Annotated in this window: 13 protein-coding genes; 6 read left to right on the top strand and 7 right to left on the bottom strand. The window is 61.7% G+C overall.

Annotated elements, in window-relative coordinates; all coding sequences use genetic code 11:
* The first annotated feature begins 107 nt into the window (after positions 1-107).
* The 3 genes from J2X71_RS29900 to J2X71_RS29890 all read left to right on the top strand — a co-directional run bounded on the left by J2X71_RS29900 (position 108) and on the right by J2X71_RS29890 (position 2,045).
* Positions 108-557: a J domain-containing protein gene (locus J2X71_RS29900; RefSeq protein WP_310387977.1), complete on the top strand. Its 450-nt coding sequence runs from the start codon at positions 108-110 to the stop codon at positions 555-557.
* Positions 467-1,486, top strand: coding sequence for a hypothetical protein (locus J2X71_RS29895; protein ID WP_310387975.1), 1,020 nt, complete (start codon positions 467-469; stop codon positions 1,484-1,486). Before J2X71_RS29900 ends, J2X71_RS29895 begins: the two co-directional genes overlap by 91 nt.
* A 106-nt stretch (positions 1,487-1,592) precedes the next feature.
* Positions 1,593-2,045, top strand: coding sequence for a GNAT family N-acetyltransferase (locus tag J2X71_RS29890; RefSeq protein ID WP_310387973.1), 453 nt, complete (start codon positions 1,593-1,595; stop codon positions 2,043-2,045).
* 319 nt (positions 2,046-2,364) lie between these two features.
* Here J2X71_RS29890 and J2X71_RS29885 read toward each other — a convergent pair whose 3' ends face one another.
* The 5 genes from J2X71_RS29885 to J2X71_RS29865 form a co-directional block, all read right to left on the bottom strand.
* Positions 2,365-5,523, bottom strand: a complete 3,159-nt coding sequence (locus J2X71_RS29885) for an efflux RND transporter permease subunit (RefSeq protein ID WP_310387971.1) — start codon at positions 5,521-5,523, stop codon at positions 2,365-2,367.
* A 6-nt stretch (positions 5,524-5,529) separates the two neighbouring features.
* On the bottom strand, positions 5,530-6,723 hold the full coding sequence (locus J2X71_RS29880; protein WP_405049770.1) for an efflux RND transporter periplasmic adaptor subunit: 1,194 nt from the start codon (positions 6,721-6,723) through the stop codon (positions 5,530-5,532).
* A 135-nt stretch (positions 6,724-6,858) separates the two neighbouring features.
* Positions 6,859-7,428 carry a TetR/AcrR family transcriptional regulator gene (locus J2X71_RS29875; protein WP_113323583.1) on the bottom strand — a complete coding sequence of 190 codons (570 nt, stop codon included), beginning with the start codon at positions 7,426-7,428 and terminating at the stop codon, positions 6,859-6,861.
* Positions 7,429-7,569: 141 nt separating this feature from the next.
* On the bottom strand, positions 7,570-8,337 hold the full coding sequence (locus tag J2X71_RS29870) for an adenylate/guanylate cyclase domain-containing protein (RefSeq protein WP_310387970.1): 768 nt from the start codon (positions 8,335-8,337) through the stop codon (positions 7,570-7,572).
* 74 nt (positions 8,338-8,411) lie between these two features.
* Positions 8,412-9,329, bottom strand: coding sequence for a LysR family transcriptional regulator (locus tag J2X71_RS29865; protein WP_310387967.1), 918 nt, complete (start codon positions 9,327-9,329; stop codon positions 8,412-8,414).
* 111 nt (positions 9,330-9,440) lie between these two features.
* Between J2X71_RS29865 and J2X71_RS29860 the strand changes: the two genes are divergently transcribed.
* On the top strand, positions 9,441-10,316 hold the full coding sequence (locus J2X71_RS29860) for an NmrA/HSCARG family protein (RefSeq protein WP_310387965.1): 876 nt from the start codon (positions 9,441-9,443) through the stop codon (positions 10,314-10,316).
* A 58-nt stretch (positions 10,317-10,374) separates the two neighbouring features.
* Here J2X71_RS29860 and J2X71_RS29855 read toward each other — a convergent pair whose 3' ends face one another.
* A complete protein-coding gene (locus tag J2X71_RS29855) occupies positions 10,375-11,112 on the bottom strand; it encodes an SDR family oxidoreductase (RefSeq protein WP_310387964.1) in 738 nt (245 codons plus the stop codon).
* 96 nt (positions 11,113-11,208) lie between these two features.
* Between J2X71_RS29855 and J2X71_RS29850 the strand changes: the two genes are divergently transcribed.
* Positions 11,209-12,111, top strand: coding sequence for an AraC family transcriptional regulator (locus J2X71_RS29850; protein ID WP_310388027.1), 903 nt, complete (start codon positions 11,209-11,211; stop codon positions 12,109-12,111).
* 75 nt (positions 12,112-12,186) lie between these two features.
* Positions 12,187-12,639 carry a TspO/MBR family protein gene (locus J2X71_RS29845; protein ID WP_310387962.1) on the top strand — a complete coding sequence of 151 codons (453 nt, stop codon included), beginning with the start codon at positions 12,187-12,189 and terminating at the stop codon, positions 12,637-12,639.
* A 21-nt stretch (positions 12,640-12,660) separates the two neighbouring features.
* Here J2X71_RS29845 and J2X71_RS29840 read toward each other — a convergent pair whose 3' ends face one another.
* Positions 12,661-13,479 carry a hypothetical protein gene (locus tag J2X71_RS29840; protein ID WP_310387960.1) on the bottom strand — a complete coding sequence of 273 codons (819 nt, stop codon included), beginning with the start codon at positions 13,477-13,479 and terminating at the stop codon, positions 12,661-12,663.
* Positions 13,480-13,546: the final 67 nt, after the last annotated feature.

Genomic DNA, 13,546 nt, shown 5'->3' with positions numbered 1-13,546 from the left:
CTCATGCCTCCCATGGACACTCGGTCTTCGAACATGTTGGTCGGCTAGAACGATGGAAGTCGTTCCGCCTAATGTTTAGGCAATGGAACCTGCAATCCTGCCGTTAAATGCGCTTCTATACAAGGAATAGTTGCTTTTCATCGGATGTTCGCTTTATGTACGCGTCGCGATGGGATGCCATTGAGGGGATGATGAACGAGAATGATCCGCAAGGCCTGTACAAGGTCTTGGGTGTGCAGCCGTCCGCAACGGCAGACGAAATCAGAAGTGCCTTCAGGAAGTTAGCCAAGGAAACGCATCCTGATACGTCGGGCATTCGATCGGCTGAGAGATTTCATCGAATTTCCGAGGCCTATGACATCCTCAGCGATTCCTCTCGCAGGGCCGAATATGACCGATCCGCACAGACGGCCGCTCGGCAGCAGGCCTCCAAGCCGCAAGAGAAGGCCCCGGAAATTGAGCCGATTTGCTGCTCTCGCTGGTCACCGCTCAGCCCAGGTCTCTCACCTTCTTCCGTGTATACGGCTATATCCTCGGCCACATGCGCCACCCCATAGAAGGCATATTCTGTGCCCGATGCGCGCGCTGGGAGGGGTGGAAGTCGTCCATCATAACCGTGCTTATCGGCTGGTGGGGCCGGCATAGCCTCTTCAATGTCGTCCGTTCGATACTGGCGAACGGGTACGGTGGAAAGCACGAGCCAGTCGTCGATCAGCGGCTGATATGGCACAATGCGCGTGCCTTCCTGTCGCGGGGCAATCTGCAACTCGCCTATGCGCTGGCGCACCTGTCCAGCGGCGGCGTCGACAGGTATATTGGCAAGGAGGCGGCGGACTTGGCGGCACGGCTGGAGAAAGCCGGGGCCGATCCCAGGCAGGCGCGATTGAAAGATCCCTGGCGTCTTTCAATCATATATGCGGCTGTGCATATGATCATGGCCTTTTCACTTCCCGGATTTTGTGTGGCTGTCCTATTTGCGATACTCGTCGCTGACAATTGGATAAGGATCCGTGAGGTGGCAAATCAACTCGGTTTTGAAACCGGGGTGAGAGCATTGACCGTTCCCATCTGTCGCAATTCCATCCCTAACGGGCGATTGCTGGGCGAGTACAGCTTGGGGCCGGCGGTCGGGCACGTGCTGAAGATCGTCAATGAATCCAGCGAAGATGTGATCGTCAAGGTGAGGAATGCGGCGACAGGAGCAGTCGCGGCTGCCATTTTTGTTCGAGGCAATCAGACATCTGGGATTTACGGAATCTCGGACGGCAACTACAAAGTGCAATATGCCTTTGGGGGCTATCTGGATACTACGTGCAGAAATTTCGTTGAGATCAAAGACGCCAGAGAATTCCTGCGACCAGCAAGTTTCATCACGCATCTGATCCAGAACCGGATCATAACGCAAACTGTTTCGTACTCGATTGAGGCCGAGCCCACTGGCGTTACCTATCAGAGCATTTCAGTGCTTAAATTCGGACGCCAATAAGGCTGCCGGGCGCATCCCCGTGGACGCAACATCTAATACCTATCGCCGCGCCGATGCCTGACATACCAATAGCGAAGAACGCCGCGCCGGCAGACAGGATCACACCATGCGCCTTCTAGAAAATGAGACCCGGGCCTTCGAGTGGAGCCGGGATGGATATACGGTGAGTACGGATCGCGACCGGCTCGATATGGATATGATCGGCCGCTTCCTGGCCGAGGAGGCCTATTGGTCGCCGGGCGTTTCGCGCGATCTGGTGGAAAAGGCGATTGCCGGGTCCATGCCTTTCGGTCTTTACGGGCCTGATGGGGCGCAGGCGGGTTTTGCTCGGGTCGTCACCGATGGTTCGCTCTTTGCCTATCTGCGCGATGTCTTCGTGCTCAGCGCCCATCGCGGCAAGGGACTTGGGAAATGGCTTGCGGAAAGCGCCATCAACCATCCGGATCTGGCAACGGTGAAAGGCTGGATGCTGGCGACGAGCGATGCGCATGAGCTCTATGCCAAGCTCGGCTTTCATGCGCTGAAGCAGCCGGACAAATATATGCAGATTATCCGCTAGGGCGTGCTTGAATCAGCGCTTCGGGCTTCCCGAAGATTGGTTCCGATTTTCAGGTCGATGCCATTGGGGTGCGGCAGAGCCGGGGAGCTGGCCGATCACGCCACCCGCAACACCCGCGCCTCGTCCATCTGCTTGTTGACGATGCCGTCTTTGGTCCAATCTTCCACATGCGGCGGATGACCGGCTGGGCGGATGTGGTGCAACACGGCACGCCCTTCAATTCCCAATCGTCAGGCAATTAGGTTTCGCCCCCATCCAAAAAACAAAAAACTCCCGGGCTCTGGGTAGAGCCCGGGAGGCATGACGCACCGGTCGTAGGTCAGGAGTGGATGGCCGGGGCGGTTGGTGGTGTCTCGGGTGCGGCTGGCGGTTGCTCCTCAGCGACCGGCCGCCTCGTGCGCATCAGCTTCAGCACGAAGACGAAGAAGGCCGGGACGAAGAAGATGGCGAGCACGGTGGCGGAGATCATGCCGCCCAGCACGCCGGTGCCGATGGCGTTCTGGCTGGCGGCGCTCGGCCCTGTCGCGATCGCCAGCGGCACGACGCCGAGGGTGAAGGCGAGCGAGGTCATGATGATCGGCCGGAAGCGGACGCGGGCGGCTTCTATCGCCGAATCCAGCAGCGACTTGCCTTCGGCGTAATAATCCTTGGCGAATTCGACGATCAGGATGGCGTTCTTGGCCGAGAGGCCGATGATGGCGATGAGGCCCACCTTGAAATAGATGTCGTTGGGCATATCGCGCAGCATCACCGCCGCGACCGAGCCGATGACGCCGAGCGGCACCACCAGCATGACCGCAAGCGGGATCGACCAGCTTTCGTAGAGACCTGCCAGAAGCAGGAAGACGAAGAGGATCGACAGACTGAAGAGGATCGGGGCCTGGCTGCCGGAGGTGATTTCCTCCGCCGACTGGCCGGACCATTCAAAGCCGAAACCCTCGGGAAGCTGCGAGGCGAGGCGCTCCATTTCGGCAATTGCCGCACCTGAGGACTGGCCGGGGGCGGGCGCGCCGGAGATGCGCACAGTCGGATAGCCGTTATAGCCGACGATCTGCGGTGCGCCCTTCTGCCATTGGGCGATGGCGAAAGAGGAGAGCGGCACCATGCCGCCGCTCGCATTGCGCACGTTGATCTTCATCACGTCGTCGATCTGCAGGCGGGCGCGATCATCCGCCTGGACGATGACGCGCTGCATGCGGCCGGTATTCGGATAGTCGTTGATGTAGGACGATCCGAGATTGGCGGTGATCGCGTTGTTGATATCGGCGAAGGAGATGCCGAAGGTGTTGGCCTTTTCGCGGTCGATCACCATCAGCACCTGGGCTGCGTCAGGCATGCCTTCGACGCGCATGCCGGTCAGGACAGGGCTCTTGCCCGCCATCTGCATCAGCTGGCCGGCGGCCTCGACAAGTGCCGTCTGGCCCTTGCCGCCGCGGTCCTGCAGGCGGAAGGAGAAGCCGCCGGTGGCGCCGAAGCCTTCGATCGGCGGCGGCGAGAGCGCGAAGGTGGTGGCGTCCTTCAGCGCGAAGAGCTGGCCGTTCACGCGGTTGGCGATTTCCTGCACGGTGTTGCCGGGGCCGCGGTCTGCCCAGTCTTTCAGGGTGACGAAGGCGAGGGCGGCATTGGCGCCGTTACCCGAGAAGGAGAAGCCCTGGATCGCCACGATATTTTCGACGGCGGATTCGGAGCGGAAGATCTTTTCCACCTGCTTGATGGATTCGATCGTGCGGTTGGCGCTCGCTTCCGGCGGGCCCTGGATATCGACGATCATGAAGCCCTGGTCTTCATCCGGCACGAAGGCCGTCGGCAGGTTGATGAAGAGGTAGCCGAGGCCGATGACGAGGGCGAGGTAGACGATCATCATGCGCCCGGCGCGGCGCGCCATGCCGGTGACTGTCTTCGAGTAGCCTGACGTGATGCGCTCGAAATTGCGGTTGAACCAGCCGCCGATGCCGCGCTTGTGGTGATGGCCCTGCTTGATGGGCTTCAGGAAGGTAGCGCAGAGCGCCGGTGTGAGCGACAACGCCAGGAAGGCCGAAAACAGGATCGAGACGACCATGGTCAGCGAGAACTGGCGGTAGATGATACCTGTTGATCCCGGGAAGAAGGCCATGGGAATGAAGACGCAGGAGAGGACCAGCGTGATGCCGAGGATGGCGCCGGTGATCTGGCTCATCGCCTTCTGCGCGGCTGCCTTTGGCGAGAGCCCTTCCTCGGCCATGATGCGCTCGACATTTTCAACGACGACGATCGCGTCATCGACGAGAATGCCGATCGCCAAGACCATCGCGAACATGGTGAGCACGTTGATGGAAAAGCCGGTCGCATACATGACCGCGCAGGTTCCAAGCAGAGCCACCGGCACGACGAGTGTCGGGATGACCGTGTAGCGGAAATTCTGCAGGAAGATGAACATCACCACGAAGACGAGGGCGACGGCCTCGACCAGCGTGTGGATGACCTTTTCGATCGAGGCCGAGACGAAGGGGCTGGTATCGTAGGGAACGGAATATTCGATGCCTGAGGGGAAGAAGCGCGAAAGCTCCTTCATCTTCTCGTTGACGGCGTTGGAGACGGCAACGGCATTACCGGTCGACGAGAGCTGGATGGCGATTGCGGCACTCGGCTGGCCGTTCAGGCGGCTGGTAAAGTTATAGGATTCCGCACCCTGTTCGACGCGGGCGACGTCCTTCAGGCGCACGGTGGAGCCATCGGGATTGGCGCGCAGGATGATCTCGCCGAATTGCTGCGGCGTCTGCAATTGCCCCTGCATGAGCACTGTTGCCGTCAGGTCCTGGGTGACCGGGTTCGGCGCGGCGCCGATCTGGCCGGCGGCCACCTGGGCATTCTGGGCGGTGATGGCGGCGTTGATGTCATCGGTCGTGAGGTTCAGGCCGACCATCTTGTCCGGGTCGATCCAGACACGCAGGGCGCGCTGGGCGGCAAAGAGCTGGGCGCGGCCGACACCATCGATGCGGCGCAGCTCGCCGATGATATTGCGGGTGATGTAATCGCCGAGCGCCACTTCATCGCGCGTGCCATCGGTCGAGGTCAGCGCGATGAACATCAGGAAGCCGGAGCTTGCCTCTTCGACGTTAATGCCCTGCGAGCGAACGGTGGCGGGCAGGCGGGCTTCGACGCGGCGAATGGCGTTCTGCACGTCGACGGAGGCCTGGTCTATATCGGTGCCGGCGCGGAAGGTGGCGTTGATGCTGACCGAGCCGGAATTGTCGGAGGTCGATTCGAAATACATCAGGCCTTCGACGCCGTTCAGCTCATCCTCGATCTGGCGCGTGACGCCCTGATAGATCTCCTGCGGGGAAGCGCCCGGATAGGAAGTGGAGATCGAAAGCTGCGGCGGGGCGACCTTCGGATATTGCGAGACCGGCAGGAAGGGGATCGCAATGATGCCGGCAATCGAGATGAACAGCGCGAAGACCCAGGCCAGGATCGGCCTGCGAATGAAGAATTGTGCCATGAGTTCTTACTCCGCCTTAGCCGGAGCGGGCGCCGAGGCTGCCGCTGCCGCATCCGGCTTCCAGGGTTCGGGCGCGACCGTTGCGCCGGGCTGCACTTTCTGGACGCCATCGGCGATGACGGTTTCGCCGCTCTTCAGGCCGGATTCGACGACCCATTCGGAGCCGAGAACCTGGCCGAGCGTGACGGGGCGAAGCTCCGCCTTATTGCCTTCGGCGAGCACATAGACCTGCGCCTGGCCGGCCTCGTTGCGCGTGACGGCCCGCTGCGGCACGGTCAGCGCATCCTGGCGCACGGCTTGCTCGATGCGCACACGCACATACATGCCGGGCAGGAGATCGCCGTTCTTGTTGGGAAATTCGGCGCGCAGTGTCACCTGTCCGGTGTTGGGGTCGACATTGGCGCTGGCGAACAGCAGCCGGCCGGGCTCGGCATAGAGGCTGCCATCGTCGAAGACGAGTTCGACGCGGGCTTCGCCGGGTGCGGTGCTGGCGAGCTTGCCGTCGGCCACGGCCCGCTTGAGGTTCAGGAGATCCTGCGCCGACTGGGTGAAGTCGGCATAGACAGGGTCGACCTGCTGGATGAGCGCCAGATTGGAGGTGCCGTCGGCGGTCACGAGCGCGCCCTCGGTGACTAGCGCGCCGCCGATGATGCCTGAAATCGGCGCGCGGACTTCGGTGTAATCGAGATTGATCTTGGCTTCATCGAGGCCGGCTTCGGCACTCGCCACATCGGCATCGGCCTGGGCCACGGCGACGGCTGCCGTATCGTAATCGATGCCGGTCGCGATATTGCGCTCCTTCAGGTTCTGCTGGCGCTCCAGCTGCAGGCGGGCATTCTGCTGTGTCGCCTTGGCGCGCTGCAATGTGGCTTCAGCAGAGGCAACCCGCACGCGGAAGAGGCGCGGATCGATGCGGTAGAGTACGTCGCCCTGCTTGACGAAGGTGCCCTGTTCGAAGACGCGCTCCTGCAGGATGCCGGAGACGCGGGCGCGCACTTCCGAAACGCGGGTGGCGGCAATGCGGCCCGGCAGTTCGTTGACCACAGGCACGGCATGGCTCTTCATCTCGACCACGCCGACAGCCGCCGGCGGCATCTGCATTCCGCCCTCTTGAGCGAATGTGTGCCCGGCGGCCAGTACGAGAAGGGTCGTGGCTGCCATCATCGCTTTCAGGCGCGGCAGTCTGGTATTGCGCAGCATGGATATATCCCCTTTTGGCCGCCCCGGCGGCTTGCTAGGTTATTGCTTTGGTTTCTTCATTTTCACGCAATTCCGGACGGAAAACCGTTTCACACTTTTCCTGGAATTGCTTAAGTTATTGTGGTTTCGAGTTTTTCAAGTCTTCGTTTCAGGCGGCTCGAGGAAGGTCGTGTAGACCTTGCGGATATCCTCGAGCAGCTCCTGCCGTTCCGCACCGCTCCAGCGGTGGAAATCGAAGAGTTCGGTACAGTAAAAGCCGGTCAGCGCCAGATAGGCCATCAGGGCTGCCCGCGGCTTCGGCCCGGCGGCCATCGCCGCCAGATCGGCTACCACCCATTTGCGGATGATCTGCTGCAGATTTTCCTCGCTCGACATGGAGGCGCTGATCGCCATCGCCACGGCGCGGTCGGTATCATCAAGCGTCTTGTCGGCAGCCGCGATGCGGCCGTAAAGCTCAGGGTGAGGGGTATCCGAACTCGCCTTCACGCATTCTTCCATATGGGCGATATCGGCGCCGACGCGGCGATCGACCAGCGCTTCCAGAAGCGCGCTCTTGGTCTTGTGGTCATAGACGACACGCGACTTGCTGACGCCGGCTTCCTTCGCCACCGCATCGATTGAAAGCCCCGTCGCACCGGCGCGCACGACGACGCGCTCGGCAGCGTCCAGAATATCGTCAGTGGTGATCTTGCGCGTTCGCGTCACAGATAGGGTTCCCGGTTTTCGTGGATAAAAATACGAACGTTCGGATTTAAATGCAAGCGCTTTTGTTTTTATGGAATGACAGGGCGGCGAAAGGGGCTGGAGCCACAGCGCTGAAAAGCCTGGGAAATATGGGATTTCGGCTCAATCCACCCGCAAAACCCGCGCCTCCACCGGCTGCTCTATGCCCTTCAGCGACAGTGACCGTGCTTCCGTACCGCCCATCAGTTCGGGCGCTTGCAGCGTCGTCTCCAGCGACACGAGGATTTCGCCGGGTGCCGCCTGCGATTCCAGCCGGGCGGCCTGGTTGACGACGCCGCCGATTGCGGTGAAATCGCTGCGGAAGCTGGAGAATTCGCCGATCTGCACATCGCCCGTGTGAATGCCGACGCCGATGCCGAGGGTGTAGCCGGTGTCGAGCTCGGCGAGCGCTTCCGTGCAGGAGCGCTGGATCTCCAGCGCGGCCCTGATGGCAGCTGCGGCATGGTCCTTGCGGGTGATCGGGAAGTTGAAGATCGCCATCAGCCCGTCGCCCATCTGCTTGTTGACGATGCCGTCATTTTCCCAGATCGCCTGTGCGGCGCGATCATGAAACAGGCTGACGATGCGGCTGAGGTCGATTGCGCCGATGCGCTGCGAAAGGCCGGTGTAACCTCTGATATCGGCAAAGAGGATGGTGGCGCCTGCAGTGATGTGGCGCTGCTTCTTCACATATTGGAAGGAGCGCTCGCAGATCGTGCAGATATCGGGGTTCATCTTGCTGCGCGTAATGCCAAACGCGCGGAAGGGCAGCGAAAGCGGGCCGCGGATCGGGATCGGCATATGCATCTGGTCCCAGCAGCCGCGGCAGATGCTCGCGCTGCCGGATTTTGGCGGATGCCCTGATATGGCTGATATCGTCATGTGCCGCATTCCCCCAATCACAAAAAACGAGCTTCCGCCTATCGGGCGGCTTTGGCAACCATTCAGGCTGAAGCGCGCTGCCCCTATGCGCTATCTGGCAGGACGTTTCGCGCATCGGCCGCATGCAGCCGCTTTTCCGCGAGCGCGATGAAGGCGCGCACCAGCGGCGAGAGGTGCTTGCTGCTGGGATAGACGACATAGAGGCCGCCCGATGCGGTCGTGTAGTCGTCGAGCACGCGCTGCAGCCGCCCGTCTGCGATGCAGGCGAAGGCGACGCCGTAAGGCAGCTGCGCGATGCCGTAGCCGGCAATGGCCGCCTCCATCACTGCCTGCATTTCATTGGCAGCGAAGCGTCCTGATACGGAGACCGTTTCCGGTCCAGCCAAGCCTTCCAGCACCCATTGCGCATGGGCGGCCGATGGCCCGGCGATGACGCAGTCATGGCTTGCGAGATCATCAGGTGTGGAGGGCCGACCTGCGCGGGCGAGATAGGCGGGGCTGGCGCAGAGCAGGCGATAGGTAGGGCCGAGCTTGCGGGCGATCAGGGTGGAATCCTCCAGCGATCCGGTGCGGAAGGCGAGGTCTATGCCATTGTCGACGAGGTTCAGCCGCTCGTCGGTCAGCCGCAGCTCGACCTTGGCCTTCGGATGGGTCGCCATGAATTCGAAAGTCGCCTCCTGCAGGAAATGGCCGCTGAAGCCGACGGGAGCCGAAATACGGATCGTGCCCGAGGGCTCGGCCTGCGCTTCGGCGAGCCTGCTATTGGCGCCTTCAATCTTCCTCAGTGCCTCGCTTGCCTCCTCATAATAGAGCCGCCCGGCCTCCGTCAGGCCTAGGCTGCGGGTCGTGCGCTGCAGGAGGCGCACACCGAGGTCGCGCTCGAGGGCCGCAACCCGGCGGCTGACCGTCGTCTTGGGCATGCCGAGCAGCCGCGCGGCTGCGGTGAAGCTGCCGGTTTCGATGACGCGGGAGAAGATCACGATATCGTTGAGATCGATCATTGTTGCTCTCAATGGGACGATGTTTGGCATTTTTAGGCCATTATGAACCAATGCAGCAATCCTAAATCTGCTCCATCAGCAACTGCCATCGGCAAAAGAAGGAGCAGAGACATGAGCAACAGCAGAAGCATTCTCGTATCGGGCGCAACCGGCCAGCAAGGCGGCGCCGTCGCCCGCGCGCTCGCCGCACGCGGCCATCACGTCAAGGGGCTGACGCGCCGGCCGGACGGCGATAGCGCCAAGCGGCTTGCCGCATCCGGCATCGAGGTTGTCGTAGGCGATCTCGACGACAAGGCGTCGATCGTCAAGGCTGCCAGGGGCGTCGATACGATGTACCTGATGGGCAACAGCTATGAGGCCGGCGTCGAGGCGGAAACCCGCCAGGGCATTGCCGCTGCCGATGCGGCCAAGGAGGCCGGTATCGGCCATCTCATCTACGGCTCGGTCGGCGATGCTGACAGGAAGACGGGCATTCCGCATTTCGACAGCAAGTATCTGGTCGAGCAGCACATCGCCGGACTCGGCATTCCCTATACGATCAGCGCGCCCGTCGCCTTCATGGAAAATACCGTCGCCCCCTGGTCGATCGGCGGCCTGAAACAGGGCGTCTATGCCGCGGCCCTGCCGCCGGCCCGCAAGCTGCAGCAGATCGCCATCGACGATATCGGCCATTTCGTCGCCGCCCTTGCGGAACGGCGCGAGCAGGTCTTCGGAAAACGTTTCGATATTGCCGGCGACGAACTCTCGGGCGAGGAGCAGGCGAAGATCCTCACCGAGGCGCTCGGCCGGCCGATCCGTTTCCAGGAACTGCCGATTGCGGCGATGCGCCAGCAGAGCGAGGATGCGGCGCTGATGTTCGAATGGTTCGACCGCACCGGCTATTCCGCCGATATCGCGGCACTGCGCCGCGATTTCCCCGATGTCGCCTGGCACAGCTATGCCGACTGGGCGAAGGGTTTTGACTGGAGTGTTCTCGACAAGGCCTGATGAACGGCCGCATTGGGCAAAGCGGACCGGCGATCGGCTGGTCCGCTTCATGCCGTGTTCACGCCTGCGCGGTCGGCCGGATGACGATATCGCCGACATCGACATCGTCAGGCTGCTCGATGGCAAAGGCGATGGCGCGGCCGATTGCATCCGGCGTGATCGCCATTTCCTCCATGCTTTTCGTGATCCCGGCTTTCACGGCCGGGCTGGTCATGGAGTCGGCGAAATTGGTTCTGATGATGCCCGGCGATACATTGGTGACGCGCAGATGCGGGCCGGCCTCCTGCCGCAGGCCTTCGGCAATGGTGCGCATGGCATTCTTGGTGCCGGCATAGACGGCCATGGTCGGCTTGATGGTGATGCCCGCCGTTGAGAGCGTGTTGACGACATGGCCGAAACCCTGGCGGCGGAAGACGGGCAGGGCGGCGGCAATGCCATAGAGCGGCCCCTTGATATTGACGTCGATCATCTCCTCCCAATCCTCGACGCGCAATTCATCCATTGGTGAAATCGGCCCGATGCCGGCATTGTTGATCAGCACATCGAGCTTTCCGTAGGTGTCGCAGGCAAGCGCCACGAGCGCTTCGAGATCCGCGCGCTTCTTGACGTCGGTGACGCGGTAGATGGCCTCGCCGCCGGCCTTGGTGATGCGCTGAGCCAACGCCTCCAACTTCTCGCTGCGCCGGGCGCCGAGCGCGATCCTGGCGCCGCGCTCGGCCAGGATGAGGGCGGTCGCTTCGCCGATGCCGCTGCTGGCGCCGGTAATGGCAATGACCTTGTCCTTGATCGGTGACATCGTCTTTCTCCTTGATGGTGACCTCAAGGATTGCAGCGGAAGGCTGGAGAATCTATGCTCTATGCTCTGTCATTTCGTCGAGATCGTCCGGAATTCATGATCGATCCCCTGTCCGATGTGTTTTCGCTTGTTGATATCGAGAGCGCCCGCTGCACTCGTTTCGAGGTGGGCGGGCAATGGGCCTTCCGCTTTCCGCCGAAGCCGGCGCTGAAATTCGTCGCGGTCATCAGGGGCGGCTGCTGGATCATCCTGCCGGGCGAGCAGCCCTTTGCGCTTGAAGCGGGCGATACGTTCCTGCTTGCCAATGCGCCCGCCTATGTGATCGCCAATGATCTGGCGAGCGAGCCGGAAGACGGTATCGCGTTCTTCGATTGGGACCATTCCAATATTGCCCGGCATGGCGGCGACGAGACGGTCCTGATCGGTGGCAGTCTCGTCATATCCGGCGGCAATGCGCAACTGCTGCTCGATGCGCTGCCACCCTTCATCCATATACCCTCGAGCGACCGCGCTGCCGCCGTTCTGCGCGCTACACTTGCGACCCTTAACGACGAACTCGGAGTCGGCGCAATAGGCTCGACGCTTATGACACGGCGGATGGGCGATATCCTGCTGGTGCAGGCGCTGCGCGCCCATGTCGCCCGCGCCGGCGCAGACAATGCCGGCTGGATCGGCGCGCTCGGCAATCCCGGCATAGGCAAGGCGATCAGCCTGATCCACAACGAGCCTGGCTATCGCTGGACGGTGGGTGAGCTCGCAAGCCGCACCGGCATGTCGCGCTCCGCCTTTGCGCAGCGCTTCCGCGATCTGGTCGGTGTTGCGCCCCTCGATTATGTCACCCGCTGGCGCATGCACCGCGCCCGCGAGGCGCTGCGCCGCAAGGAGGCAACGGTGGCAGGCCTTGCCGCCAGCCTCGGCTATTCCTCCGAAAGCGCCTTCGGCAATGCCTTCAAGCGCGTCTTCGGCCGTGCGCCGAAACGCTACTGGCGAGACGCCTGATCGAGCCGGGAAGAGGCCGCTCTTGACGGCGCGCCCGCGGACGCCACTTCAATCGTCACTTACGCGGGGGTTCCGTTGCACCGGTTTGATCATTATCTCGTTTTCATTCTGCTCACGCTCGGCGGCGGGCTTCTCATCGGTCTCATCAATCTGCCGGATGAATGGTACCAGTCGCTCGCCAAGCCCTGGTTTACGCCGCCGAACTGGCTGTTCGGCCCGGCCTGGACCGTCCTTTACATCCTTGTTGGTATTGCAGGCGCGCGGACCTATGCGCGCAGCAGGCGTTCACCCGTCATGACCACCTGGATCGCCCAGCTCGTGTTGAATTTCGCCTGGTCGCCGGCTTTCTTCGGCCTAAAATCCCCGAACCTGGGGTTGATGATCATCATCCCGCTGCTCCTGCTGATCCTTGCCTTCATCGCGCTGTCGTGGAAACGCGATCGGCTATCATCGGTCCTGTTCATGCCCTACGGCGTGTGGGTCGCCTATGCCACGGCGCTCAATGCTGCCATCGCCTCGTTGAACTAGACAGAAAACCACGAGATACGGTCAGTTGAATTCCCCCTTCGCTTTGTCTGCAATGGCAGCGCCGGAAATCAGGCGGTTGCGATCGGAAGCCCATGCGGCGACGAATTCCTTGCGCACAGCATCGGGGAAAGCCTTGCCCGCCAAGTCAGCCTCGCTTGGGGCGCCGGGCGCGAGCGCCAGCTCAGCCCGGGTCGTCGACGCAATCCGCGCATAGGTGAAGGCGCGCGTGATCGGATCATTTTCCGCACTTTGCGGAGCGCATTTGCCGCCTTGCGGCGCGCGTGACGTGACCGCTGCCGTCCTTACCGTCACGCCGTCGCGGAACAGAAAACAGTAGGCTTCGTTCGACGCGCCCCCGAGTACCGAATGCGGTTCGATCACATAGCCGCGCACTGGAAACTGGGCATTCGAAGCCGACCAGATGCGCTTCTCGATGTGGCGCGCGCAGGCACTCATGTCGGTTGCCCCAGCATCGCGGCAGGCGGAGACTGTCCAGCGTGCCAGTTGCTCTGCGCTCGGCAAGGCGAGCGTGACCGTCGCCTCGGCGTTCAGTTCCCTGTAAGTGCAGCGCAGGAGTTCAACGCCTGACCAGCCATCAACCGCCGTTGGCGAGCATGATGATCTCATATACTGGCCACCATCGATCCGCCTCTCGAAGCGGTCTTTCATTTCAGTTGTGAGTGCCGCCGGGTCGATTTCCGCTGCCTGCGTGAGGCGTGTGACAAACGCGGTGATCAGAATAGCAAGCCCGACCTTTCTCAAGGTCATTAGAAACAACCACTGCATTTTCACCCCTCGTGCAGAATCCCCGCAGGAAATACTTTCAACCTGCGGAGACATTGGTGTTGCTATTGTCGTCAGAATTGCACACTCTAAGATTAAATGGAAGAAGCACTTGGATCGCTGA

Origin of the sequence: Rhizobium sp. 1399 (assembly GCF_031455475.1) — a bacterium.
In the GTDB taxonomy this organism is placed as follows: Bacteria; Pseudomonadota; Alphaproteobacteria; order Rhizobiales; family Rhizobiaceae; genus Rhizobium.
This window is presented reverse-complemented; position numbering and strand designations above follow the sequence as displayed.

Coding starts and splice junctions, on each gene's coding strand:
- J2X71_RS29855 (WP_310387964.1), bottom strand. CDS start 11,112: ATGTCACCGATCAAGGACAAGGTCATTGCCATTACCGGCGCCAGCAGC.
- J2X71_RS29850 (WP_310388027.1), top strand. CDS start 11,209: ATGATCGATCCCCTGTCCGATGTGTTTTCGCTTGTTGATATCGAGAGC.
- J2X71_RS29860 (WP_310387965.1), top strand. CDS start 9,441: ATGAGCAACAGCAGAAGCATTCTCGTATCGGGCGCAACCGGCCAGCAA.
- J2X71_RS29885 (WP_310387971.1), bottom strand. CDS start 5,523: ATGGCACAATTCTTCATTCGCAGGCCGATCCTGGCCTGGGTCTTCGCG.
- J2X71_RS29840 (WP_310387960.1), bottom strand. CDS start 13,479: ATGTCTCCGCAGGTTGAAAGTATTTCCTGCGGGGATTCTGCACGAGGG.
- J2X71_RS29870 (WP_310387970.1), bottom strand. CDS start 8,337: ATGCGGCACATGACGATATCAGCCATATCAGGGCATCCGCCAAAATCC.
- J2X71_RS29890 (WP_310387973.1), top strand. CDS start 1,593: ATGCGCCTTCTAGAAAATGAGACCCGGGCCTTCGAGTGGAGCCGGGAT.
- J2X71_RS29880 (WP_405049770.1), bottom strand. CDS start 6,723: ATGCTGCGCAATACCAGACTGCCGCGCCTGAAAGCGATGATGGCAGCC.
- J2X71_RS29865 (WP_310387967.1), bottom strand. CDS start 9,329: ATGATCGATCTCAACGATATCGTGATCTTCTCCCGCGTCATCGAAACC.
- J2X71_RS29900 (WP_310387977.1), top strand. CDS start 108: ATGCGCTTCTATACAAGGAATAGTTGCTTTTCATCGGATGTTCGCTTT.